Source organism: Mycobacterium sp. 852002-30065_SCH5024008, assembly GCF_001665645.1.
GTDB lineage: Bacteria > Actinomycetota > Actinomycetes > Mycobacteriales > Mycobacteriaceae > Mycobacterium > Mycobacterium paraffinicum.
Window position 1 is genome coordinate 1 of the sequence record NZ_LZSZ01000023.1, and the last position, 24549, is coordinate 24549.

22 protein-coding genes are annotated in these 24549 nt (G+C 66.2%); 14 read left to right on the forward strand and 8 right to left on the reverse strand.

The features are described 5' to 3' along the window. Window positions 1–101 precede the first annotated feature (101 nt). Window positions 102–395 (forward strand): DUF503 domain-containing protein, encoded by a 294-nt coding sequence (locus A5781_RS02520; protein ID WP_066946832.1) that lies wholly within the window; start codon window positions 102–104, stop codon window positions 393–395. Window positions 396–457: 62 nt separating this feature from the next. Here the strand turns inward: A5781_RS02520 and trmI are convergent, their stop codons facing one another. Then, window positions 458–1300, reverse strand: coding sequence for a tRNA (adenine(58)-N(1))-methyltransferase TrmI (trmI, locus tag A5781_RS02525; protein ID WP_067200696.1), 843 nt, complete (start codon window positions 1298–1300; stop codon window positions 458–460). A 73-nt stretch (window positions 1301–1373) separates the two neighbouring features. On the opposite strand from trmI, the gene A5781_RS02530 reads away from it, so the two are divergent. After that, window positions 1374–2252: a RecB family exonuclease gene (locus A5781_RS02530; RefSeq protein WP_067201019.1), complete on the forward strand. Its 879-nt coding sequence runs from the start codon at window positions 1374–1376 to the stop codon at window positions 2250–2252. Window positions 2253–2516: 264 nt separating this feature from the next. Continuing rightward, entirely contained in the window at window positions 2517–3812 is a 1296-nt protein-coding gene (locus A5781_RS02535; protein WP_067200699.1) for a DEAD/DEAH box helicase, read from the forward strand. 88 nt (window positions 3813–3900) lie between these two features. On the opposite strand, the gene A5781_RS02540 is transcribed toward A5781_RS02535, so the two are convergent. The 5 genes from A5781_RS02540 to A5781_RS02560 form a co-directional block, all read right to left on the reverse strand. Further along, complete coding sequence (locus A5781_RS02540) at window positions 3901–5286, reverse strand: FAD-containing oxidoreductase (RefSeq protein ID WP_067200702.1); 1386 nt, start codon at window positions 5284–5286, stop codon at window positions 3901–3903. Further along, window positions 5283–5792: a DUF4126 domain-containing protein gene (locus A5781_RS02545; RefSeq protein WP_067200706.1), complete on the reverse strand. Its 510-nt coding sequence runs from the start codon at window positions 5790–5792 to the stop codon at window positions 5283–5285. The genes A5781_RS02540 and A5781_RS02545 overlap by 4 nt, the downstream gene beginning before the upstream one ends. 122 nt (window positions 5793–5914) lie before the next feature. Beyond that, window positions 5915–6772, reverse strand: coding sequence for an ATP phosphoribosyltransferase (gene hisG, locus A5781_RS02550; protein ID WP_067201021.1), 858 nt, complete (start codon window positions 6770–6772; stop codon window positions 5915–5917). Window positions 6773–6774: 2 nt separating this feature from the next. Further along, a complete protein-coding gene (locus tag A5781_RS02555) occupies window positions 6775–7056 on the reverse strand; it encodes a phosphoribosyl-ATP diphosphatase (protein WP_066946853.1) in 282 nt (93 codons plus the stop codon). A gap of 56 nt (window positions 7057–7112) precedes the next feature. Continuing rightward, window positions 7113–7715, reverse strand: coding sequence for a TetR family transcriptional regulator (locus tag A5781_RS02560; RefSeq protein ID WP_067200709.1), 603 nt, complete (start codon window positions 7713–7715; stop codon window positions 7113–7115). 306 nt (window positions 7716–8021) lie between these two features. Here A5781_RS02560 and A5781_RS02565 point away from each other — a divergent pair, with 306 nt between their 5' ends. The 10 genes from A5781_RS02565 to A5781_RS02610 are packed head-to-tail and all read left to right on the forward strand — an operon-like array spanning window position 8022 to window position 18508. Then, window positions 8022–8861 carry an ABC transporter permease gene (locus A5781_RS02565; protein ID WP_067200712.1) on the forward strand — a complete coding sequence of 280 codons (840 nt, stop codon included), beginning with the start codon at window positions 8022–8024 and terminating at the stop codon, window positions 8859–8861. Between the two features lies 1 nt (window position 8862). Beyond that, complete coding sequence (locus A5781_RS02570) at window positions 8863–9726, forward strand: ABC transporter permease (protein WP_067200715.1); 864 nt, start codon at window positions 8863–8865, stop codon at window positions 9724–9726. Window positions 9727–9735: 9 nt separating this feature from the next. After that, complete coding sequence (locus tag A5781_RS02575) at window positions 9736–11319, forward strand: MlaD family protein (protein WP_067200719.1); 1584 nt, start codon at window positions 9736–9738, stop codon at window positions 11317–11319. Then, on the forward strand, window positions 11316–12371 hold the full coding sequence (locus A5781_RS02580; RefSeq protein WP_067200722.1) for an MlaD family protein: 1056 nt from the start codon (window positions 11316–11318) through the stop codon (window positions 12369–12371). The genes A5781_RS02575 and A5781_RS02580 overlap by 4 nt, the downstream gene beginning before the upstream one ends. Beyond that, entirely contained in the window at window positions 12364–13419 is a 1056-nt protein-coding gene (locus tag A5781_RS02585; protein WP_067200725.1) for an MCE family protein, read from the forward strand. The genes A5781_RS02580 and A5781_RS02585 overlap by 8 nt, the downstream gene beginning before the upstream one ends. Next, on the forward strand, window positions 13416–14531 hold the full coding sequence (locus A5781_RS02590; protein ID WP_067200728.1) for an MCE family protein: 1116 nt from the start codon (window positions 13416–13418) through the stop codon (window positions 14529–14531). Before A5781_RS02585 ends, A5781_RS02590 begins: the two co-directional genes overlap by 4 nt. Next, entirely contained in the window at window positions 14528–15742 is a 1215-nt protein-coding gene (locus A5781_RS02595; protein ID WP_197503661.1) for an MlaD family protein, read from the forward strand. The genes A5781_RS02590 and A5781_RS02595 overlap by 4 nt, the downstream gene beginning before the upstream one ends. Further along, complete coding sequence (locus tag A5781_RS02600) at window positions 15739–16998, forward strand: MlaD family protein (protein WP_067200734.1); 1260 nt, start codon at window positions 15739–15741, stop codon at window positions 16996–16998. Before A5781_RS02595 ends, A5781_RS02600 begins: the two co-directional genes overlap by 4 nt. 29 nt (window positions 16999–17027) lie before the next feature. Continuing rightward, window positions 17028–17744: a tetratricopeptide repeat protein gene (locus tag A5781_RS02605; protein ID WP_067200737.1), complete on the forward strand. Its 717-nt coding sequence runs from the start codon at window positions 17028–17030 to the stop codon at window positions 17742–17744. Then, entirely contained in the window at window positions 17741–18508 is a 768-nt protein-coding gene (locus A5781_RS02610) for a mannan-binding family protein (protein WP_156622633.1), read from the forward strand. The genes A5781_RS02605 and A5781_RS02610 overlap by 4 nt, the downstream gene beginning before the upstream one ends. Before the next feature lie 36 nt (window positions 18509–18544). On the opposite strand, the gene metH is transcribed toward A5781_RS02610, so the two are convergent. After that, window positions 18545–22327 carry a methionine synthase gene (metH, locus tag A5781_RS02615; protein WP_067200740.1) on the reverse strand — a complete coding sequence of 1261 codons (3783 nt, stop codon included), beginning with the start codon at window positions 22325–22327 and terminating at the stop codon, window positions 18545–18547. Between the two features lie 422 nt (window positions 22328–22749). Here metH and A5781_RS02620 point away from each other — a divergent pair, with 422 nt between their 5' ends. Continuing rightward, window positions 22750–23640, forward strand: coding sequence for a PAC2 family protein (locus tag A5781_RS02620; protein ID WP_067200743.1), 891 nt, complete (start codon window positions 22750–22752; stop codon window positions 23638–23640). Between the two features lie 10 nt (window positions 23641–23650). On the opposite strand, the gene A5781_RS02625 is transcribed toward A5781_RS02620, so the two are convergent. Continuing rightward, complete coding sequence (locus A5781_RS02625; RefSeq protein WP_067200745.1) at window positions 23651–24532, reverse strand: SDR family oxidoreductase; 882 nt, start codon at window positions 24530–24532, stop codon at window positions 23651–23653. Window positions 24533–24549: the final 17 nt, after the last annotated feature.

The window sequence follows — 24549 nt, forward strand, 5'->3', positions numbered from 1 at the left end:
GATGTGTATAAGAGACACGCCCCGGAGCCCGCACCGGCCCCAGCTCCCGCACCCGCCCCGGAGCCCGGTCCGACCCCGGAGCCACCCGGTTGACACCCGGCATGTGGATCGGCTGGCTCGAGTTCGACGTCTTACTCGGCGACGTCCGGTCGCTAAAGCAGAAACGGTCGGTGATCCGCCCCGTCGTCGCCGAGCTACGGCGCAAATTCAGCGTGTCGGCGGCCGAGACCGGTTCACATGAGCTCTACCGGCGCGCGGGCATCGGTCTGGCCACGGTGTCCGCCGATCGGAGCCACGCGGTCGACGTCCTGGATGCGGCCGAACGGCTGGTGGCCGCGCACCCAGAGTTCGAGCTGCTGTCGGTGCGGCGCGGCCTGCAGCGCAGCGACGACTAGGGCAAAGCTCAGCCGTTGGCGACGACCCGCCGCGCCCGGCTACGCCGCGCTTGCGATCGCCGCTAGCCGTCGCGGCCCTCGCGTTTGCGTCCCAACGGCGCGGGGGCGACGACGCCGGGCGCCAGGCGTCGCGTGAAGACCAGGAATGCGGTGTGCCCGCGCATGGAGTGCTGCGGCCGAACGGCCAGGCCGACCACGTTCCAGCCGCGCTGCAGCGTTTCCCACGACCGCGGCTCGGTCCAGCACTGCTGGGCTCGCAAAGCCTCCACGACGCGCGACAGTTGGGTCACGGTCGCCACGTAGATCATCAGTACGCCGCCGGGGATCAGCAGGCGGGACACCGCGTCGAGAACCTCCCACGGCGCGAGCATGTCGAGCACCGCCCGGTCGAAGGAGCCGTCGGGCCGATCGGAGTCGACGAGGTCGGTGACGATCAGCTCCCAGTTTTCCGGCGGCTGGCCATAGAACACCGAGACGTTGCGACGGGCGTGCTCGGCGTGATCGGCGCGCTGTTCGTAGGAGACCACCCGCCCCTCGGGCCCGACCGCGCGCAGCAGCGAGCAGGTCAGCGCCCCCGATCCGGCCCCCGCCTCCAGCACGCGGGCGCCCGGGAAGATGTCGCCCTCGTGCACGATCTGCGCCGCGTCCTTCGGGTAGATGACCTGCGGCCCGCGGGGCATCGACATGATGTAGTCGACCAGCAGCGGGCGCAGCACCAAGAAGGGCGCCCCGTTGCTGGATTTGACCACGCTGCCCTGCTCCAACCCGATCAGCGCATCGTGGGCGATCGAGCCGCGATGGGTATGGAACTCGGCGCCCGGCGTTAGCGACATCGTGTAGTGCCGGCCCTTGGCGTCGGTGAGTTGGACGCGTTCCCCGACGGTGAACGGGCCGGTTGCGGACACGCCGTCTAGCGTGCCAGCCGACTCGCCGCGGGCGGTGCTCGGGGTTGTCGGCACCCGGTTCTACGCTGCGCTCATGATCGACCAGCCGCTGACACGCACGCGGCCGGCTGCGAAACCGGCGCTCTCCCCGTCGCGGGCGGCCGACTTCAAGCAGTGCCCGCTGCTGTACCGGTTCCGGGCGATCGACCGGTTGCCCGAGGCGCCGTCGGCCGCACAGCTGCGCGGCTCGGTGGTGCACGCGGCCCTGCAGCAGCTCTACGGCCTGCCCGCCGCCCAGCGCGGCCCCGACACCGCGTTGTCACTGGTCGAGCCGGCCTGGGAGCAGGTGATCGCCGCGGCGCCCGACCTGGCCGGCGAGTTCGATCCCGCGCAGCGCGGCCAACTGCTCGCCGAGGCCCGTGCGCTGCTCTCCGGCTATTACCGGCTCGAGGACCCGACCCGCTTCGACCCGCACCGCTGCGAAGAGCGCGTGGAGGTCGAGCTCGCCGACGGCACGCTGCTGCGCGGGTTCATCGATCGGATCGACGTCGCCGCCACCGGCGAGCTGCGGGTGGTCGACTATAAGACCGGCAAGGCGCCGCCGGCCGCGCGGGCCCTGGCCGAATTCAAGGCGATGTTCCAGATGAAGTTCTACGCGGTTGCCCTGTTGCGCACCCGCGGCGTGCCCCCCACCCGGCTGCGGCTCATCTACCTCGCCGACGGCCAAGTGCTGGACTACTCGCCCGACCACGACGAGTTGCTGCGTTTTGAGAAGACCCTGATTGCGATCTGGCGTGCGATCCAATCCGCCGGGCAGACGGGCGATTTCCGTCCCAGCCAGTCGCGGTTGTGTGACTGGTGCCCCCACCAGCAGCACTGCCCGCTGTTCGGCGGAACGCCGCCGACTTATCCGGGATGGCCGGAATACACAGCGGCACAAGAGGTTTCGCATCAAGCCGAGCCGACGGCATGACCGACCGTTCACCCAAGAATGTGACGAGGGTCTCTGGGGCGTAACCGCCGACTAACCGGCTCACCGCTAGTGGGGTATGCTGTTGACAACGTTGGCGCCGAAAGGCTTGCCAGCACGTCGTGATCGATTCGTTATTTCCTCTCAGATCCCCGCGGGGCGCCGAGTCCGAGATGACCAGGTGCGCACCGCACAGCCTCGAGTCGCGGCGATCGATGTTGCCAGACGGGCAATCTCGCTACCACCGATGCTTAGGGACAATGAAATATGCTTGAAGACAAAACTTTTGCTCACCTCGGCGTGAGCCAGCCGTTGGTTGACGCGCTCGCTAAGGGCGGCGCTCACCGGCCGTTTCCCATCCAGATCGAGACCTTGCCGGATACGCTTGCCGGCCGTGATGTGTTGGGCCGCGGCAAGACCGGCAGCGGCAAGACGCTCGCGTTCTCGATCCCGCTGGTAAGCCGACTCGATGCCGGTAATCGGCGGCCGGGCCGGCCGACCGGGCTGGTGTTGGCCCCCACCCGTGAACTGGCGACCCAGATCGCCGCGACCATCGAACCGCTTGCCGCGGTTCGGCGCCTGCGCGTGGTCACGATCTTCGGCGGGGTGCCGCAGCACAGACAAGTCGCGGCGCTGAAGTCCGGGGTCGACATCGTCGTCGCCTGCCCGGGCCGCCTGGAAGACCTGATGAAGCAACGCGTCATCGATCTGAGCGCGGTGCAGGTCACCGTCATCGATGAGGCCGACCACCTCGCCGATCTCGGCTTCCTGCCCACCGTTACCCGTATCTTGGCGGCCACCCCCGCGACCGGCCAGCGGCTGCTCTTCTCGGCCACGCTGGACGCCGCGGTCGACATCCTGGTGAAGCGATTCCTCACCAGTCCGGTGACACACTCGGTCGCGGACCCGGCGTCGCTGACCCCTGCGATGACACATCACCTCTTCTGTGTCGATGGCCCGCAAGCCAAGAAGGACTTGGTACACCGGTTGGCCGCGGGAGACTCGCGGCGAATCCTGTTCATGCGGACCAAGCACCAGGCCCGCAAGCTGGCCCGCCAACTCACGCAGTCGGGTATCGCGTCGGTGGAGTTGCACGGCAACCTTTCCCAAGCCGTGCGCGACCGGAACTTGGCGGCGTTCGCGGCCGGACACGCGCGAGTCCTCGTCGCAACCGATATCGCCGCCCGCGGCGTGCATGTCGACAACGTCGACCTGGTGGTCCATGTCGACCCGCCAGCGGAGCACAAGGCTTACCTGCATCGATCCGGCCGCACAGCCCGCGCCGGCGCCTCCGGTGACGTGGTCACCATCGCGCTGCCCGAACAACGCCGTGACACCGAATCGATGATGCGCAAGGCGGCCATTCGCGCCGTTCCCCAACAGGTCTCGGCGGCCTCCCCCGTCATCCACGCCTTGGCCGGCGAAGCCGCGCCCCGCAAGGTCGTCGCGCCCGCCTCAGCCCCGACCCGCCGGCCCGGGCCGACCGCGGTTGCCGGCCACGGTCCGGCCGCCGCGCGTAGCAGGCGACGCCGTTCCCGTCGCCCCGCCACGGCGTCGCGGTAGAGGGCGACTTACTCGACGGTGGCGACCCGTCCCCCAGCTCCGCGGGGGGGACCCCCAGCGCCCGGTTACGCCGCGCTTGCGATCGCCACTAGTCCGATAGCGGTGTCATCTCCTGCAGCATGGTGGGAATGAGCTCGCTGACGGTGGGATGGATGTGCATGGTGCGCGCCAGCGTGGTGTAGGGCGCTTTGGCCGACATCACGTCCAGGATTTCGTGAACGGCCTCGTCGCCGCCGACGCCGAAGATGGCCGCTCCCAGGATCTCCCGGGTTTCGGCATCGACCACGACCTTCATAAAGCCTTGCGTCTCACCCTTTTCCACCGCCCGGCCGACCCTGGTCATCGGCCGCTTACCGACGAGCGCCTTGCGGCCCGACGCGCGGACCTGGTCGACGGTCATGCCGGCCCGCCCTAGCGGTGGGTCGATATAGAGCGCATAGGTGGTGATGCGGTCGCTGACCCGGCGCGGGTCGTCATCGAGCAGGTTGGCGGCGACGATCTCGAAATCGTTGTAGGAGGTATGGGTGAACGCCCCCTTGCCATTGCAGTCGCCCATCGCCCAGATGTGGTCGACGTTGGTCTTGAGCTGATCGTCGACGACGATGTAGCCGCGGGCGTCCGTTCGCACACCCGCCACCTCAAGCCCCAGGTCGTCCGTGTTGGGTCGCCGGCCGACGGCCAGCAACAGGTGGCTTCCGGCAATGGGATCCGCACCGACACGAGGTGTGAGCTCAAAACCGTTGCCGGTCTTGGTGATCCGCACGTCGTCAGCGCCGACGATGACGTCGATGCCCTCGCCCTCCAGGATGGCCCGGACGGCGGCGGACACGTCCTCGTCTTCGCGGGACGCCAGGCGCGAACCCCTCTCGACGACGGTCACCGGGGCCCCGAACCGCCGGTACATCTGCGCGAACTCGAGCGCGATGTAGCTGCCGCCGAGGATGACGAGATGCGTTGGCAGCGTGTCGAGTTCGAGGATGGAGACGTTGGTGAGGAACTCGATGTCGGACAGGCCCGGGATGTCCGGGACCACCGCGCGGCCACCGACGTTGAGGAAGATCCGGTCGGCGTGCAGCACGTCTTGCCCATTTTGCGAGTCCACACGCAATGTGTGCGGATCCTCGAAACGGGCGTGCCCGCGAAAGACGGTGCAACCGTCCATGCCCGCCAGCCAGTCCTCGACGCCCTTGCGGTCGCCCAGCATGATGTCGTCTTTGCGCGCCTTGACCTTGGCCATGTCGACGCTGACCGGTCCGGTAGAAACCCCGAAGTCCCCACCGCGCCGCGCGAGGTGGGCGGCGTACGCGCTGGCCACCAGCGTCTTCGTCGGGATGCATCCGGTGTTGACGCAGGTGCCGCCGACGAGTTTGCGCTCCACCAGCGCGACGCGCTGCCCCGCCGCCGTCAGTCGCCCCGCCAGCGGTGGGCCGGCCTGTCCGGCGCCGACGATGATGGCGTCGAAATGCTCTGTCACTTAACCGCCGTGAGCAGGTACTCCGTCAGCACGTGACCGGTCGCCGCAGCGATGGCAAACCCACCCAAGATCGCGACGGCGTCCTCGAGCAGCGCGATGGGCAAGTCCTTGCCGGCCACGGCGGCGAGACGTTTGCGCGCCTGATAGCCGCCTAGGGTGCCGAGCACCGCGCCGATGACGCCGGCCCCGAGCGCGGTATAGGTCCAGTGCGGCCATGCGCCCAGCACCGCGCCCGCCAACCCGCCCATGATGATCCGGGCGGCGAAGATCGGCGGCGCCGTGCGGGCCGGCGTCTTGGGCAGCTTGTCGTTCACGAGTTCGCCGATGGCGAGAACGGTGAACACAATCGCCGTGATGATGTTGGCCATCCAGGCCGCCCACGTGCCGTGCAAGTCGATCCAACCCAAAAACGCGGCCCAGGCAACGACGGCGGGAGCCGTCAGCGAGCGCAACCCGGCGACGACACCGATCAACAGAGCCAGCAGCAGAATAAGCGCGTGTGTCACGAAGACCCTCCTGAGGGAACGAACAGCCCGGCAACGGTCAGGGATGACGGCCCATGGGGGTGACACGGGCGAAACAGCCCTAGGCGGACGCTAACACAGCCACGGTCACCGCACCCGTTCGATCAGAAGCGGCAGAACCTGATGTCGGAAGCCAGAATCGCCTTGGCGCCGATGGCGGCCAGCTCGTCCATGATCTCGTTGACGCCCCGACGCGGCACCAGCGCACGGATGGCGACCCAGTCCGGATCGGCGAGCGGCGCGATCGTGGGTGACTCCAGTCCGGGCGTGATGGCCGTAGCCTTCTCCAGGACGGAACGCGGGCAGTCGTAGTCAAGCATCAGGTACTGCTGGCCGAACACCACACCCTGGATCCGCGCCACCAGCTGATCGCGCGCCGCCCGTGTCCCGTTCTGGCCGTCCGGGTCGGCGCCCTCGATCAGCACCGCCTCCGAATCGCACAGCGGGTCGCCGAATGCCACCAGGTCGTGCAGGCTCAGGGTGCGCCCCGAGCCGACCACGTCGGCGATAGCGTCGGCCACGCCGAGTTGTACCGAAATCTCCACCGCACCGTCGAGCCTGATGACGGTGGCCTCAATGCCCCGCTCGGCCAAGTCTTTTCGGACCAGATTCGGGTAGGCGGTGGCGATCCGCTTGCCGGCCAGATCGGCCGTCGTCCAGTCCCGCCCGGCCGGCCCGGCATACCGAAAACTCGACGACCCGAAGCCCAACGCCAGGCGTTCGTGCACCGGCGCGTCCGAGTCGCGGACCAGATCCCGTCCGGTGATGCCGAAGTCCAGCTGCCCCGAACCCACATAGATCGCAATGTCTTTGGGGCGCAGGAAGAAGAACTCGACCTGATTGACCGGGTCGATGACGGTGAGATCTTTGGAGTCGGTGCGACGCCGGTAGCCCGCCTCCGCGAGAATCTCGCTGGCCGGCTCGCTCAGCGTGCCCTTGTTGGGAACCGCGACCCGTAGCACGCTCACAGCTTCCGGTAGACGTCGTCGAGGGACAGGCCACGCGCGATCATGAGCACCTGCGTCCAGTACAGCAATTGGCTGATCTCCTCGGCCAGCGCGTCGTCGGGTTCGTGTTCGGCCGCCAGCCACACCTCGCCGGCCTCCTCGAGGATCTTTTTGCCCAGCCCGTGGATGCCGCCGTCCAGTGCGGCGACCGTGGCGCTGCCGGGCGGCCGGGTGCGGGCACGCTCCCCCAGTTCGGCGAACAGGTCCTCGAAGGTCTTCACGGCCAGCGATTGTTTCACGCGGCGCCGAGCAAAGTCACCTCGGTTTCGCCGGGGGCGACGATTCGGGCTCCCGGTCAGTCGAATCCGGCGAGCGTGATCCGCAGCGCATCTTCCAATTGCGCATGGAAAGGCGGGCTGGCGACGATGTCCGAGGTTAGCCACCCATCGAGGACGAATTGCACTGTGGCCAAACTCGTGTGGACCAACAACGCGGGCCGGATGTCAACCATCGCATCGACGCCCATCCGCTGTGCGACCTGCTCGATCAGGTTGGCGTGGTCGGTTTCGCTGACCAATACGGATTTGCTCAAGAGGTGAGGCGCGGTCGCGACGGCGTGACGCCACGGGTCGAGGTCGTCAACTTCGCTGACGTCCCTGGCGTGCGTGACGAACAGCTGAATCAGCGCTTCCACCGGCGACTCGTGTGCCGGCCGCGCGCTGTAGGAGCCGACGATCTCGGCGGCCGCCTCCCGGACCGGGTCGACCAGCAGGCCCTCCTTGGTGGGCGCGTACCGGAAGTAGGTGCTGATGGATATCCCGGCGGCCGCGGCGATGTCCTCCGTCGTCACCGCCTCGAAGCCCCGCTCGGCGAAGAGCCGGTGCGCGGTCTGCTGAATCTGGGAGAGCAGCGCGGCACGGCGTCGGTCCCGCAGCGAGCCGGTGTTTGCTGAGGGCATGCCATCACCTTCGTCAATCCGACATTCCAACCCCATGGTGTCGTCCCGCGACGAACTAAGATGAGTGACTCTACACTATTGAAAGTCCCTATCAAGTAGGCTAATGTGATGCGGCACACACCGATGAACTGCAGAATCTTGGGCTCTGTTGACACTATTTTAATAACAATGGGCGTCAATGGCACCCGAAGTCGTCTGCTCGGCACTCAGGAATTCAACGGGTGGGAAGAGAGCCGATGGAAGCGGTAACTGGCACGCGATGACCCCTGCCATAAGTTTGCTGGCCGGACCCCAGCTCGGGCCGTTATGACGACACAACTCGATGGAGTCGCCGCCGTTCGGGACTGGTCGGTCGGATACGTCAAACGCCACCCGATCGCCTCGCTGACGACGGTCGGCGAACAGTTCGTTCTGGGTGTGCGCACCGTTCAATACTTCTTCTTCGACCTGATGACCGGGCGATTCCAATGGCAGGAGTTCGTCCGTCAGGGCGCGTTCATGGCCGGCACCGCCGTATTGCCGACGATCCTGGTGTCGCTGCCCATCAGCGTCACCCTCTCCATCCAGTTCGCGCTGCTCGCCGGCCAGGTCGGGGCCACGTCGCTGGCCGGAGCGGCCAGCGGGCTCGCGGTCATCCGGCAGGGGGCGTCGCTGGTGGCCGCGGTGCTGATGGCATCGGCCGTCGGGTCGGCGATCACCGCCGACCTGGGTTCGCGCACGATGCGCGAAGAAACCGACGCGATGGAGGTGATGGGCGTCTCGGTGATCCGCCGTCTGGTGGTCCCCCGCCTCGCCGCGGCCGTGATGATCGGTGTGGCCCTCACCGGCGTCGTGTGCTTCGCGGGATTCTTGGCGAGCTACATGTTCAACGTGTATTTCCAGAACGGGGCACCGGGCAGCTTCGTTTCGACATTCGCGTCGTTCGCGACGACCGACGACATGATCTTGGCGCTGGTGAAGGCGATCGTGTTCGGCGCGATCGTGGCCATCGTGTCGAGCCAAAAAGGCTTGTCCACCAAGGGCGGACCAACGGGCGTCGCGAACTCGGTGAACGCGGCGGTCGTCGAGGCGATCCTGCTGCTGATGATCGTCAACGTCGCCATCAGCCAGCTTTACATCATGTTGTCGCCCAGGACGGGGCTGTGACGTGACGGCCTCCGCTTATCAACCGCTTGCACCGATTTCGGTCCCGCTCGTAAGGCTCTACCGCAGGGGCAAAGTACCGATCATCCGGCTCGGCCATTTGTTGGTCTTCTTCGTCCGGGCGCTGGTCGCCGTGCCGCTTGCCCTACGCCAGTACCGGGGCGAGTTCTTGCGGCTGCTGTCGAACATCACCTGGGGCAACGGCTCGATCGTGGTGGGTGGCGGCACCGCCGGCGTGGCCGTCGTCCTCGGCACGACCGTCGGTGCGCTCGTCGGCATCGAGGGCTACAACTTCCTGGATCTGCTCGGACTCGGTCCCGCCACCGGGTTCGTCTCCTCGCTGGTCAACACCCGCGAGCTGGCTCCTCTGATGGCATCGCTCGCCTTCGCCATGCAAGGCGGCTGCCGCTTCACCGCCCAGCTGGGATCCATGCGCATCGCCGAGGAAATCGACGCGATGGAATCGATTGCGATCCGCCCGATCCCCTACCTGGTGACGACCCGGCTGATCGCTTCGGTGGTGGCGATCGTTCCGCTCTACGCCGCGTGCCTGGCGATCGGCTACCTGAGCACCCAAATAGTGGTGGGGATCGGCAGTGGCGGCTCGACCGGTTCCTATCTGCACTACTTCACGCTGATGCTGGCCGGCCAGGACATCGTCTATTCGTTGATCAAGGCCGTCATCTTCGTCTGGATCGCATCCACGATCCAGTGCTACTACGGCTTTTACGCGAGCGGCGGCCCCGAGGGTGTGGGGGTCGCCGCGGGACACGGTATGCGAGCCAGCATCACCGTCGTGATCATCGTGAACATGCTGCTCACCATGGCGCTGTGGGGCGTCGACTCCGGCGCACGGTTCGGCGGGTAGGTCGCGGATATGCCCAATTCCTTTGAGATGGACGGACGCGGCCCGTCCGACCGGCAGCTGTTCGGCATCGGCATTGCGGTCGTGGTGGTCAGCGCCCTGCTCACCACCGCGATGTTGGTCAAATCGACCGGCCGGCTGAACGATTACGTGCGGGTGGTCGCCGATCTGGTGAACGTGGGCGACGGCCTTCCGCAGAAGTCGGACGTCAAATACCACGGCGTTCTTGTCGGGACGGTCAACGGCGTCGACCCCGCAGCGCACGGCGAACCCAACTATGTCCACATCGACCTCAAAGAGGAATACGCCAAGTCGATTCCGGCCAACGTGACCGCGCGGGTGGTGCCCAGCAATGTCTTCGCCGTGTCGTCGGTTCAGTTGGTGGGCAACGGCCCGGGCGTGAAAATCCGCGATGGCGCGCACATCCCGGAAGACAAGCGGCTTCCGACCGTCCTGTTTCAAACGACCGTGAGCAAGTTGCGCGACCTGCTCGCCGCGGCCGGGCGCGACCGCGATGACAGGTCGGTGGGAATCCTGGCCGCGCTGGGTGCCGCCACCGACCACCGCCGGGTGAGCCTGCTCAACGCAGGTGCGCAATTGAATCGCCTTCTCGATCAGCTCAATTCGATTGTCAGCACCGACACCGGCCCCTCGACGGTGTCCGCACTGCTGGAAGCGACCAATGGGCTCGCGCAGACGGCGCCCGATCTGCTCGACGCGTTGCACCAGGCCGTCGAGCCGATGCGGACGTTCGCCGAAACCCGCGGGCAACTGGCCTCGCTGTTGTCGGGCGCGGACTACACGGTCGGCACGACGCGACAATCGTTCGAAAACCACATCGACCAACTCATTCGAATCACCACCGATTTCACCCCCGTCCTGGGAGTGCTGGCGCAGAAGTCGAACAACTTCGTGCCCGCGGTCGCCAAACTCGACAACCTGGCCAACCAGTTCATGGAGCAGGTCTGGAACCCACAGACCAATCTCGGCAACATGCGCGCGATGCTGACGTTCACCCCCAGCTCCACCTACACGCGCGCCGACTGTCCGCACTACGGCGAGCTGAAGGGACCCAGCTGTTTCACCGCACCGCTGATTCCGGTGCGGCCCGATCTGCCCGACGTGCTGCTGCCGCAGAACTATCAACCGCCCAAGGATCTGGCTCCGCCGCCCGGCACCGTGATCGGTCCGGACGGAAACCTCGTTGCGGTGGGTCCGCCGCTGATCAACCCGACCCCCAACTTGTCCGACCCCAATCCCCCGCTGCCCGCGGGGATTACGCCGTCACCACCCGTGCCCGGGAGCGCGAATCCCGATAACCCGTCGCCTGGGGCGCCCGCGACACCACAACCGCACGAACCGTGGGTCGCGCCGGTGGCGCCCAAGGCGCCGTGGATTCCGCAGGCCTCCTTTGGCGGCTCCCGTTTCGGGGGGAACGTGGGACCCGTTGGGAGCCAGTACGAACGAAACGTGTTGGGCGTGATCACCGGCGCGCCCGCGACCGAAGCCACCGAGTTGCTGCTGGGTCCGGTCGCCCGCGGCACCACGGTGTCGCTAGCTCACCCACCGGCTCAGTCGCCCGGGGAGGCCAAATGAAGTTTCGCGGCCCACTCATCGCGTTGACCCTGTTCATGGTTGTCTCGCTGACCCTGACGTGGCTGGTGTATGTGAGCCTGCGGCGCGACGTGGCCGGCAACACCGCCAAGTATTCGGCGGTGTTCAGCGACGTGTACGGGCTTCGCGAAGGCGACGACGTCCGGATGGCCGGAGTGCGCGTCGGCCGAGTCGAAAAGATCGATCTCGAAGGGAAACTGGCGAGAGTCTCGTTCGTGGTGCAGCAAGAACAGCGGCTGTTCGGCAACACCCTCGCGTCGGTGACGTATCAAAACATCGTCGGTCAGCGTTACCTCGGACTGTCTCTGGGGAAGGAAGGCAGTCCGGAGCCGCTCCCACCCGGCAGCACGATTCCGCTGGAACGCACCGAACCCTCCTTCGACGTGACTACGCTGCTCAACGGCTACGAACCATTGTTCAGCCTGCTGAATCCCCACGACGCGGACAACCTCACCAAGGGCATCATCCAGTCGCTACAAGGCGACACGTCATCGCTCACCACGCTGGTCGGCCAGACGTCTACGCTCACAGAGACATTCGCGGGCCGCGACCAGGCCCTTGGCAGTGTGATCACCAATCTTGACAAGGTGATGGGCAACCTGGCCCAGCAGAACGACGACCTCGACGGGGTCATCACGCAGACCCGGAGCATCGTCGGCGAGCTGGACGCGCGGCGCCCGGACCTGGTCAGCTCGGTGGGTTCCCTGGCCCGGGTGACCGGCCGGTTGTCCGCCTCGGCCACGGATGTGTACCCCGCATTGCGCGAATTCATCGATCGCCAGCCCGGCGTCACCAAACACATCATGGACGTCGAACCGCAGGTGGCCTTCTTCGGCGACAACATCCCGCTGCTGCTGAAGGGGCTTACCCGGGTCGGCAATCAGGGAGCGTACGGCAATGCCTACGTGTGCGACGTGAACTTCATGGGGTTCTTCCCCGGCCTCAACGACGTGGTGCCGATCATCATCAACGCGGCGACGCCGGGCAACAAGGCATGGCACACCCCCAGATGCAGGAGTACGGCTGATGGCTGACCCGTCCGTACGGCTTCGGTTTTCGCGGATGAAAAAGCGTCCGTTGGAAAGCTACAACAAGACCTGGCTTGGGTTCATCGCCGTCGCGGTGGTCGCGGTGATCATCGGGGTCATGCTGCTGGTGCATGCGCTCGGCGCCGGATACCGGCACTACACCGCGGAGTTCCTGCAAGCGGCCTCGCTGCGGGCCGGCAACCCGATCGTGGTCGCGGGCATCCCGGTGGGCAACGTCACCAGCATGAAACTCGTCGGTGACCATGTGGAGGCGGGGCTGAAGATCCGGGACAACATCGCGTTGGGCAAGGATTCCCGGGCGCAGATCAAGGTCACCACCATTCTCGGTTCGCGCTACCTCGCGCTGGAACCCAACGGCCCGGCGCACCTGCCGAACAACACCTTCGACTTGGCGCACACCGAGGTGCCCTACGACCTGCAAGCCGCGTTGCAGGACGCCACCACCACTTTCGAGCAGGTCGACTCCGACCGGTTCGCACAATCGCTTGCGGTGCTCGGCAAGCAGCTCGAGGGCCTACCGGCGGTTGTGCCGCAGGCGATTTCGAACATCAACACACTGTCGTCGATCATCGCGGTACGACGTGACCAACTCGGGCAGCTGCTGCGCAGCACCGAGCAGGTGACCAACACGCTGCGGCGTCAGCAGGCCGGCATCGGCACTCTGGTCGACCAGGGCCAAGACCTGCTGGGCCAATTCGTCGCGCGGCGCGCCGTTTTCCACGCGATGATGCAATCCCTCTCCAGTCTTGTCGACACCATGAGCCAGGTTGTTGTCAACGACCGGTCGGGTCTGGACGCGCTGATCAAAGACATGCGGGACTTCACCAACCTGATGTCTGCGCACGACGATCTGTTGCACAGCATGCTGCAAACCAGTCCGATCTTCTTCCGGGAGGCGGCCAACCTCACGGGTGACGGCAACGCGATCAACTTCAACGCCCCCAACGTTCCGTTGATCGACTCGTGGATGTGCGCGATCAGTGGCCGTGCCAAGCAATTCGGCATGATCCAGTATTTCAAGGACTGCAAGTGACGGGCCCGGCATCCAAAGCGGTGGCCGTCGTCACCGCCGTCGCGGTCATCGCAGCGGTGGCCGGCATCGGTTGGTGGTACCTGGGTTCCGACGAGGACACGATCTCCGTGACCGCCCAATTCGACAGCGCCTCGGGCCTCTACGAGGGCAACGTGGTGGCGGTACTGGGCATGCCGGTCGGCAAGATCACCAAGATCAATGCCAAGGGCGGCTATGTCGAAGTCGAATTCACCGTCGACCGCCACGTCAAAATTCCCGCGACCGTGCAGGCCGTCACGGTGTCGACCTCCATCCTCACCGACCGGCAGATCGAACTCACGCCGCCCTATCACAGCGGACCGACCCTGGAAAACCACGACACCATCGGCTTGCCCCGCACCAAGACGCCTGTCGAGTTCAGCAGTGTCCTCAACGTTTTGGACAAGGTGACCAAGTCGCTCGAGGGCGACGGACATGGCGGCGGCCCGATCGCCGATGTGCTCGGCGGCGGCACCGAGGTGGTCAAAGGCAACGGCGAGAAGATCAAAGCGGCGCTGGGTGAGCTCTCCAAGGCGCTGCGCCTGTCCAGCGACGGCGGCGCCACGACCCGCGAGCAGATCACCACGATAGTCAGAAACATCAGCACGCTGTTCGATGCGGTGGCCGCCAATGACACGAAGTTGCGCGAATTCGCCTCCACCATCCACCAAGTCAGCCAGATCATGGCCGACGAGGACATTGGCAGCGGCAGCACGGGACGCAAACTGGATCAACTGATCCAGCGGGCCGGCGACCTGCTCGACGCCAACCGCGACAACATCAAGCAGGCCGCCCTCAACGGCAATGCCACGCTGAAGATGGTGACCGACCAGCGGCGCGACCTGGCCGAGCTCCTGGACCTTGCTCCGCTGGTGGCCGACAACGCCTACAACATGGTCGACCGGGCGAACGGCAGCGTGCGCGCACGCTTCCTCACGGACCGGCTGCTCTTCGACAGCCAGTACACCAAAGAGATCTGTAACTTGATGGGCCTTCGGCAACTGGGATGCAGCACAGGGACGATTCAGGATTTCGGCCCCGATTTCGGCTTGACCTATGTGCTGGACGGAATGGCCGCCATGGGGCAGAAGTGACTACCGCGGGCGCGCGGGGAATGCTTGCGGCGGTGGCCGCGGCAATGGTCACCGCGGGATGCGCTACGAACGGCCTTGCCAGCCTGCCCCTTCCGGCGCCGGGGCTGGGCTCGGGAGGCTATTCGCTGAACGCGGTGTTCTCCAACGCGCTCAACCTGCCGATGAACGCCAAGGTGAAGCTCGCCGGCGCCGACGTCGGCCAGCTCGAATCGATGGTCGCACGCAACTACACCGCGGTCACCCGGCTGCGCATCAGGGACGGAGTGCGATTGCCCCGGGGCAGCACCGCCGAATTGCGCACCGCGACACCACTGGGCGACGTGTTCGTCGCGCTCAAGCCGCCGGCCGCGGGCGATCCCGACGGGCCACTGTTGAGAAACGGCGACACGATCGGCCTGGATTCGACGGCGGCCGCGGCGACCGTCGAGTCGGTGCTGAGCTCAGCGGCGATTCTGGTGAATGGCGGTGCGGTACGCAATTTCACCAACATCATCAACGGTTTCGGCAAAGCGACCGGTGACCAGGGCCAGGCCTTCGGGGACATGATCCGCAAGTCCAACGAGTTGCTCGGGAGACTGGATTCCCGGTCCGATCAGATCTCGAACGCGTTGACCCAATTGTCGCGACTGGCCGACCAACTCGACGCCAAGAACCAAACAATCACCGACCTGATGGCGGCGGCCAGTCCCGCAACTTCGGCACTGGCCGACAACACCACCCAGCTTTCCGATCTCGCCGTGCAGGTGGGTGACACATCCCGGTTGCTGGCCAGGTTCCCGTCGATCGGTGGGACCGACACCAGCGGCCGCAGCATCATCCGTGACCTGAACACGGTCGCCGGGGCCGCCAACGACGTCGCGATGAGCCCGGATACCAGCTGGCTGGCGCTTAACCGGCTGATTCCCGCGCTGGTCAAATCGACTGCAGGAAACTCGATTTCGGTGAACGTAGGCGTAGACAAGATCATGCTCGGTTCGATCCCCGATATTGGATTCCCCGGTGACATCGGGCTGCACGGACCGCACCACTACAACGTGAACCTGCTCGTCGGCACCCTCAAATACACCCTCTGGCGGCTGCAGGAACGTGTCGTCGGCCGCGGTCCGAACTCGCCGCAGGTTCCCGTCATACCTGACCCGAACATCCCGGGCCAAATCGACGTCGCCCCCGGGCCACCACCGGCACCGGCCACGCCAGGACCGCAACCATGATCCGCGCCGTCGACAACTTCGCCAATACCGTTGTGCGAGCGGTGCGTACCGGTCACCGGCACCAGGTCTGGCTGTCGGTGGCGGGGCTGGTACTCATCTTGGTCGTTGCCACCGCCTACCTGCTCATCGGCGCGTTGCGGGTGAAGCCATTCGCCTCGTCCTACCGGGTCACCGTGCAGTTGGCGGAATCCGGCGGCCTGCTGCCGAATCAGGATGTCGCGCTGCGAGGAGTGCGCGTTGGCCGGATCGAGTCGCTGCAGATCACCGACAACGGGGTGAACGCCGTCGCCAGCATCGCGTCGAAGGTGCGGATCCCGGCCAACAGCTTCGTCCACGTGTCGGCGCTCTCGCCGGCCGGTGAGCAATACATCAACTTTGAGGCCGCATCCGACGCCGGACCGTACCTGCACGACGGCAGCCTCATCACCTCGGACCACACCACCGTCCCGGTCAGCTTGGCGCAGTTGCTCGCCGACGCCGACGGGCTACTGGCCCAGGTTGACCCCCACAAGCTCGAGTTGATCAAAAAGGAGCTGAGCCTGAGCAAGGAGGGCCCGGCGAAGCTGACCGCCATCGTCGACGGCGGGACGTTCCTGCTGTCGACCCTTGATTCGGTGCTGCCCCAAACCACCAGCATCATCAAGACCAGCCGGGTCGTGCTCACACTGGCAAGCGACAAGAACGCCGGCTTGGGTGCTGCCGCAACGGAACTCGACAAAACACTGACCGGCGTGGCCAGGATGCAAGCCGGCTACCGCCGCTTGACCGACCGGACGCCGCGCACACTGTCGGCTGTCGACAACCTGTTCTCCGACAATTCCGACACGATGGTGCAGCTGCTGGGCAGCATGGCCACCATGTCGCAACTGTTCTATCTGCGGGTGCCGGCGCTCAACGCGCTGTTCCCCGACTACCGTGGTTCGGTGCTGGACGCGGTGACGAGCACCTTCCACGACCACGGGGTGTGGGCGACGGCCGACCTCTATCCCCGCTACGTGTGCGACTACGGGACGCCATCGCACGCCTCCTCCGCCGCCGACTACTACGAGCCGTTCATGTACACCTACTGCCGCGACGACGACCCCGCGGTCTCGATCCGCGGCGCCAAGAACGCGCCGCGGCCGGGCGGCGACGACACCGCCGGTCCGCCGCCGGGAGCGGACCTGGGCCAACGGACCGACCCGACCCCCCGAGGCCGCTACACCATTCCCACCCCCTACGGCGGGCCGCCGCTGCCGATCGAACCGCCCCACTGAACCCGAACATCTGAGCCGATCCCTAGGAGATGACCGTGATCGTGACCACCAAGAAGAACCCGAAGGCCAAGGCGCGCGCCGAAGTGGAGCGGGACGCCGAAACACCGGAACCCGCAACCGAAGACGCCGACGAGGCACGCATCGAAGAATCCACCGATGCCGTCGACGAGGCCTCCGACGAAGACGATGATGGGCAATCCGAGGAAGACGAGGACGTCGGTGCGCTGCTCAAAGGCAAGCGTCGCGAGAGCGACCGCCCTAAGCGCCCGTGGAAACACTATCTGCGTCGCAGCGTGTTGCCGGTGTTACTCGTTGCCTCACTTGCCGTTTCGGGGTTCCTCGGCTGGCGGCTGTGGCAAGAACATCAGGTCAAACTGGCCGGCGACCAGGCCCAACAGGCGGCCATCGCCTACGCGCAAGTGCTGACGAGCATTGATTCGAACAAGGTCGACGAGAACTTCAGGCAGGTTCTCGATGGCGCGACGGGCGAGTTCAAGGACATGTACACCCAGTCCAGCGTCAAGCTTCGGCAGCTGCTGATCGACAACAAGGCCACCGCACACGGCGTGGTGGTGGACTCGGCGATTCAGTCCGAGTCGGCGAACAAGGTTGTCGTGCTGGTCTTCATCGACCAGACGGTCACCAACACCGCGGCGCCCGACCCGCGCATCGACCGCAGCCGGATCAAGATGACCATGGAAAAGGTCGATGGTCGCTGGCGGGCAAGCAAGGTCCAGCTGCTGTGATGCGGCGAATACTCGCGGCATCGGTGATGATCGCCGCCGCAACGATTCCCGGCACGGCTCACGCGCACGCATCCGCGCCGTCGTTCTGCGGCGAGCTCGGCGGCGACTGGGACGGCCAGTACTGCCACACCTCGGTCACGTCGGAACGCAAGGCCGTCCGGGACATCAAGGTCGCGGTGCCCGACGACCTGGTCGACAACCCCACCACGGGCCCGGTGATCCGCGACTACCTGCACACCCTGGTCAACAATTGGAAGACGGCCAACGGCGCCATGGCCGCCGACAGCTACGGCGAGGAGAACTTCGAAGTATTCCGGCACGGCAATCTACTGAGCGCCGTGTTCCACGAGGACTACCACGCCGACGGGCCGAAGCCCAACAACGCCTACCGGACCTTCACGTTCGACATGGCAAGCGGCCGGCGGGTGCAGCTCGCGGATCTGACGACGTCAAATCCGCTGACGGCCATTCCCCCACTGGCTCAACCGTTTATCGAAACCGCGCTCAATCAGGCGCCGCCGCAACACGACCCGGGAACCTACCCGTTCACCGTCGACCGCTGGACTCCGGACAAGGTGTACTCCGGGGCCTACAAGGCCTGGGCGGTGACTCCGGACGAGTTGATCCTGTACATGCCGGACTATCCGGTGGCTCACGACGAGCCCCTCAACTTCACGCCCGGCGTCATGCAGTGGTTCATGGACGGCGGCACGGTGCAGGCGCACATCCCGCTGTCCGCCTTGGCGCCGGTGCTGCGCATCTAGGAGCGTCCACCGCTGCCGCGGGTTGTCTCCGTTGACTCAGTCCTCGGGGTTGTAGCCGAGGTTCGGGCCGAGCCAGCGCTCGGCTTCCCGCAGAGTCCAGCCCTTGCGCTTCGCGTAGTCGGCGACCTGGTCCTGGGCCATCCGACCGATCACGAAGTACTGCGACTGCGGGTGCGAGAAATACCAGCCGCTGACGGCGGCACCCGGCCACATCGCCATCGACTCCGTCAACTCGATACCAGTCCGCTCCTTGACGTCCATCAACTTCCAGAGCGTCGCCTTCTCGGTGTGCTCCGGGCAGGCCGGGTAGCCCGGGGCTGGGCGGACTCCCACGTACTTCTCACCGATGAGTGCCTCGTTGTCCAGCTGCTCGTCGGGCTGGAACCCCCAGAACTCCTTGCGGACCCGTTGGTGCATCCGTTCGGCGAAAGCCTCCGCCAGCCGGTCGGCGATCGACTCGAGCAGGATCGCGCTGTAGTCGTCGACGGCCGCCTTGAACTCCGCGATCTTTTCCTGGCTGCCGAGGCCCGCGGTGACAGCGAAGGCGCCGACGTAGTCAGCCAGACCGGTGCCCTTGGGCGCGATGTAGTCGCCCAGCGACCGGTTCGGGATGCCGTCGCGGTGCTCGCCCTGCTGGCGCAGGTTGTGCAACGTCGTCAGCACCTCGGTACGGGTCTCATCGGTGTACACCTCGACGTCCTCGCCGCCAGGGATGGCGTTGGCCGGGAAAAACCCGATCACCCCGTTGGCGGTCAGCCACTTCTCCTTGATCAGGGTGTCGAGCATCTCCTGGGCGTCGTCGTACAGCTTGCGGGCCGCCTCGCCCGAGACGGGGTTGTTGAGGATGTCGGGGAACCTGCCCTTCATCTCCCATGCGTTGAAGAACGGCTGCCAGTCGATGTACTCGCGCAACTCGGCGAGGTCATAGTCAAGAAATTGCCGCACACCGAGGCCCTGGGCGGGCACCGGCGGCGTGTAGCCGTCCCACTCGATCGGCGTCCGGTTGGCCCGGGCCTTCTCCAGCGTCACCATCGGCCGCTCGTTCTTCTGGGCGTGCCGTTCGCGGAGCGACGCGTAGTCCTTCTCGGTGGCCTCCAGCAGCGCTGGACGCTGCTTGTCGTCGAGAAGTGCGGCAGCGACCGGCACCGAGCGGGACGCGTCCTTGACCCAGACCACCGGACCGCTGCGGCGCGGCGACACCTTCACGGCCGTGTGGGCGCGCGACGTGGTCGCACCACCGATCAGCAGCGGGATCTCCAGGCCCTGGCGTTCCATCTCGACGGCGAAGTTCACCATCTCGTCGAGGGACGGGGTGATCAGGCCGGACAGCCCGATGATGTCGGCGTCGTGCTCCTTCGCAGCGGCCAGGATCTTCTCGGCTGGCACCATCACGCCGAGGTCGATCACTTCGAAGTTGTTGCACTGCAAGACGACTCCGACGATGTTCTTGCCGATGTCGTGGACGTCACCCTTGACGGTCGCCATCACGATCGTGCCGTTGGTGTCCTTGCCCGCAGCAGCGCCCGACTCTTCCTTCTCCGCCTCGATGAACGGCAGCAGGTACGCAACGGCCTTCTTCATGACCCGGGCCGACTTCACGACCTGGGGAAGGAACATCTTGCCCGAGCCGAACAGGTCACCGACGACGTTCATGCCGTCCATCAGGGGGCCCTCGATCACCTCGATCGGGCGACCACCCGCGGCGGCGATCTCGGCCCGTAGTTCCTCGGTGTCGGCATCGACGTGGGCGTCGATGCCCTTGACCAGGGCGTGCGTGATCCGCTCGCGGACCGGGAGGCTGCGCCATTCGGCCGCCGTCGGGTCTTCGGACTTCTCCGACCTGTTGAACCGTTCAGCGATCTCCAGGAGCCGTTCGGCCGCGTCCTCGCGACGGTTCAGGACGACATCCTCGATCCGGTCCCGCAGCTCGGGGTCGATCGAGTCGTAGGGCACCAGCGCACCGGCGTTGACGATGCCCATGTCCAGGCCGGCCTTGATGGCGTGGAACAGGAACACCGAATGGATCGCCTCGCGCACGGGGTTGTTGCCCCGGAACGAGAACGACACGTTCGAGATACCGCCGGAGATGTGCACCCCGGGAAGGTTTTCCTTGATCCAGGAGCAGGCCTCGATGAAGTCGATCCCGTAGGTCGCGTGCTCCTCGATACCGGTCGCCAGCGCGAAGCAGTTCGGATCGAAGATGATGTCCTCGGGTGGGAAACCGACCTCTTCGGTCAGGATCCGGTAGGCACGACCGCAGATCTCCTTGCGGCGCTCCAGGTTGTCGGCCTGACCCTGCTCGTCGAAGGCCATCACGACCACGGCGGCGCCGTACTTGCGGCACAGCCGCGCCTCGCGAATGAACTTCTCCTCGCCCTCCTTCATGGAGATCGAGTTGACGATCGGCTTGCCCTGCACGTTCTTCAGGCCCGCCTCGATGACCTCCCACTTGGAGGAGTCGATCATCACCGGGACTCGGCTGATGTCCGGCTCGGCCGCGATCAGCTTGGTGAACCGGTCCATCGCGGCGACGCCGTCGATCATGCCCTCGTCCATGTTGATGTCGATGACCTGCGCACCGACCTCGACCTGCTGCAGGGCGACCGACAGGGCGGTGTCGTAGTCCTCGGCCTTGATCAGGTTGCGGAACCGGGCCGAACCGGTGATGTTGGTGCGCTCACCGATGTTCACGAACAGGGAGTCGTCGGTGATGTTGAGCGGCTCCAGGCCCGAAAGCCGGGTGGCCACCTCGGTCTCCGGCAGCTCGCGCGGTGGCTTGCCCTCGACGACCTTGGCGATTTCCGCGATGTGCGGCGGCGCCGTCCCGCAGCAGCCACCGACCAGGTTGACCAGGCCGGCCTCGGCGAAGTCGGCGATATAGCTCGCCTGGCGCTCCGGGTCCTCGTCGTATTCGCCGAAGGCGTTGGGCAGGCCGGCGTTCGGGTAGCACGAGACGAAGGTGTCCGCGATCCGCGCCATCTCGGCGATGTAGGGCCTCATCTCCGGCGCGCCCAGCGCGCAGTTCAGGCCGACCGCCAGCGGCTTGGCGTGCCTGATGGAGTTCCAGAACGCCTCGGTGACCTGGCCGGACAACGTCCGCCCGGAAGCATCGGTGATAGTCCCCGAAATGATCACCGGCCAGCGTCGTCCGCGCTCCTCGAACAGCGTCTCAACGGCGAACACCGCCGCCTTGGCGTTCAGCGAGTCGAAGATCGTCTCGATGATGAGCAGGTCGGCACCACCGTCGACCAGGCCGTTGGCGGCTTCGAGGTAGGCAGCGACCAGCAGGTCATAGGAGACGTTGCGGGCTCCGGGGTCGTTGACATCCGGCGAGATCGACGCGGTGCGCGTAGTCGGCCCGATTGCGCCGGCGACGTAGCGGGGCTTCTCCGGGGTGCTGAACTCGTCGGCGGCTTTGCGGGCCAGGGCAGCACCGGCGTAGTTCAGCTCGTAGCTCAGGTCCTGCATGCCGTAGTCGGAGAGCGAGACCGCGTTCGCGTTGAACGTGTTGGTCTCCAGGATGTCGGCGCCCGCCTCGAGGTACTCGCGGTGGATCCCCTCGATGATCTGCGGCTGCGTCAGGTTGAGCAGGTCGTTGTTGCCCTGAAGAGCGGTCGGCCACTCCGTGAACCGGTCGCCGCGGTAGCCGGCCTCGTCAGGCCGGTCCCGCTGGATCGCCGTGCCCATCGCACCGTCGATCACCATGATCCGCTCGCGCAGAGCGGTCGTCAGCTCGTCGGTGCAGTCGGGGCGGATGTTCGGCACGAAGGTCTCTGACGCCGGGGCGCTATTAGGGGCGTTCACGTACGTTCCTTCCATGGCGGAAGGCGTCCTTGACTCTGCCGAGCGTGGCGGATACCGGCATGGACCGGCGAACCGTTGCAACGCCTCTCGACCAGAAAAGTCTACGTCCCCACTCGACGTCTGGACGCCCAGCTCGACGTGACCCGCTTGGCGTTCGCAGTGCCCGTACGCGCCACCTTGCGGATCGTGTCGGCGATGTCGTAGTTACCAATGTTAACCAGTTTGCAGCTGAACGTATTTCGTCTCGACCGCGTCGCCGACCGTCACCCGCTGCGCGAAAGTGTCGAGGATGTCGGTGTCGTAGCGATGTTCGTTAGCGGCAGCCACCTCTATAAGGATAGTCGGCCTATGCAAATCCCCCGGTGAAGCGCCCATCGGCCGGCAATCGACGGCCACCGCGCACCGAACATCGGGGCGCAAGGCCGTACGCTAAATCTGTGACCCCGCCCCAGGGCCTCCCCGACAGAGAAGCCGCGCTGCCCGAACTGCACAACACCATCGTCGTGGCGGCGTTTGAGGGCTGGAACGACGCCGGCGACGCGGCCAGCGACGCGCTCGAGCACCTCGAGGCCATCTGGGAAGCCGACCCGATCCTGGAGATCGACGACGAGGCATATTACGACTACCAGGTGAATCGCCCGGTCATTCGGCAGGTCGACGGCGTGACCCGCGAGCTGGTGTGGCCGGCGATGCGCATCTCGCACTGTCGCCCGCCGGGCAGCGACCGCGACGTCGTGCTGATGCACGGGGTGGAACCCAACATGCGCTGGCGCACCTTCTGCGCCGAATTGGTCGCCATCGCCGACAAGCTCAACGTGGACACCGTGGTCATTCTGGGCGCCCTGCTGGCCGACACGCCGCACACCCGGCCGGTGCCGGTCTCGGGCGCGGCCTACTCCCCCGAGTCGGCGAAGCGCTTTGGGCTCGAGGAGAGCCGCTACGAGGGCCCGACCGGCATCGCCGGGGTGTTCCAGGACGCCTGCGTGGCCGCCGGGATTCCCGCCGTGACGTTCTGGGCGGCGGTGCCGCACTACGTGTCGCAGCCGCCGAACCCGAAGGCGACGGTGGCGCTGCTGCGCCGCGTCGAGGATGTGCTCGACATCGAGGTTCCGCTGGCCGACCTGCCGACGGAGGCCGAGGAGTGGGAGCAGGCCATCACCGAGATGGCTTCCGAGGACGAGGATTTGGCCGAATACGTGTCGTCGCTGGAGCAGCGCGGCGACGCTGAGGTCGACATGAACGATGCCCTGGGCAAGATCGACGGCGACGCGCTCGCCGCCGAGTTCGAGCGGTATTTGCGCCGCCGCCGCCCCGGGTTCGGGCGGTAAACCTCGGCCGCTAAGCCTTTTTGCCCAAGCCCTGGTTGTAGGCGCTGGTGGAGCGCCCGAGCGCGACCACCTGGGCGTCCAGTTGGGGCAGCAGCTCCGCGGTGGGTTTGTGCAGGGGCAGTTCCCCGGCCGGGGTGGACAGCACCGGCTTGATCCAGCGGAACAGGGCCACCCAGCGCGGGCAGTAGATCCGATTCCGGCGAGCCTCGATGCCCTTGACGAACGCGTCCGCGCATTTGTCGACGGTGGTGGTCTTGTTCAGCGGCCACGGGAAGCTGGCGAGCAGCTTGCCGAAGGCGGGCAGGTCGGCCTCGGTGTCGCGGACCAGTGCGGTGTCGATCCACGACATGTGCGACGAGCCTACGCTGACGCCGCGGTGGGCAACCTCCAGCCGCAGCGCGTTGGCGAAGATCTCGACGGCGGCCTTCGACGCGTTGTAGGGGGCCAGGCCCGGACAGGCGGCGTAGGCGGCCAGCGACGAGACGATCAGCACGTAGCCGCGGCGCTCGATCACCGCCGGCAGCGTGGCGCGCACGGTGTTGAAGACGCCGAGCACGTTGATGTCCATCACCCGCTTGAATGCCTCGGGATCGACCTGTAACACCGACCCGTAGCTGGCGATGCCGGCGTTGGCCACCACAACGTCGATGCCGCCGAAGCGCTCGACCGCCTGAGCGGCCACGGCCTGCATGGCCGGCAGGTCGCGCACGTCGGCGACCGCGGTCAGCACCCGGTCGCCGCCGATCTCGGCGGCCAGCGCGGCCAGCTCGGCGTCGTTGAGGTCGGTGAGCACGAGCTTGGCGCCCTTCTTGCCCAGCCGGCGGGCGACCTCGGCCCCGATCCCCCGGGCCCCGCCGGTGATCAAAACAACTCTGTCCTGCAGCGACGTCATGGCGTCAAGGTACCGCC

What these genes read in the sequence shown, in the direction of transcription:
- A5781_RS02565 (WP_067200712.1), top strand. Translation starts at nt 8,022, where the DNA reads ATGACGACACAACTCGATGGAGTCGCCGCCGTTCGGGACTGGTCGGTC.
- A5781_RS02575 (WP_067200719.1), top strand. Translation starts at nt 9,736, where the DNA reads ATGCCCAATTCCTTTGAGATGGACGGACGCGGCCCGTCCGACCGGCAG.
- metH (WP_067200740.1), bottom strand. Translation starts at nt 22,327, where the DNA reads ATGGAAGGAACGTACGTGAACGCCCCTAATAGCGCCCCGGCGTCAGAG.
- A5781_RS02585 (WP_067200725.1), top strand. Translation starts at nt 12,364, where the DNA reads ATGGCTGACCCGTCCGTACGGCTTCGGTTTTCGCGGATGAAAAAGCGT.
- A5781_RS02605 (WP_067200737.1), top strand. Translation starts at nt 17,028, where the DNA reads ATGACCGTGATCGTGACCACCAAGAAGAACCCGAAGGCCAAGGCGCGC.
- A5781_RS02530 (WP_067201019.1), top strand. Translation starts at nt 1,374, where the DNA reads ATGATCGACCAGCCGCTGACACGCACGCGGCCGGCTGCGAAACCGGCG.
- A5781_RS02625 (WP_067200745.1), bottom strand. Translation starts at nt 24,532, where the DNA reads ATGACGTCGCTGCAGGACAGAGTTGTTTTGATCACCGGCGGGGCCCGG.
- A5781_RS02580 (WP_067200722.1), top strand. Translation starts at nt 11,316, where the DNA reads ATGAAGTTTCGCGGCCCACTCATCGCGTTGACCCTGTTCATGGTTGTC.
- A5781_RS02560 (WP_067200709.1), bottom strand. Translation starts at nt 7,715, where the DNA reads ATGCCCTCAGCAAACACCGGCTCGCTGCGGGACCGACGCCGTGCCGCG.
- A5781_RS02535 (WP_067200699.1), top strand. Translation starts at nt 2,517, where the DNA reads ATGCTTGAAGACAAAACTTTTGCTCACCTCGGCGTGAGCCAGCCGTTG.
- A5781_RS02520 (WP_066946832.1), top strand. Translation starts at nt 102, where the DNA reads ATGTGGATCGGCTGGCTCGAGTTCGACGTCTTACTCGGCGACGTCCGG.
- A5781_RS02600 (WP_067200734.1), top strand. Translation starts at nt 15,739, where the DNA reads ATGATCCGCGCCGTCGACAACTTCGCCAATACCGTTGTGCGAGCGGTG.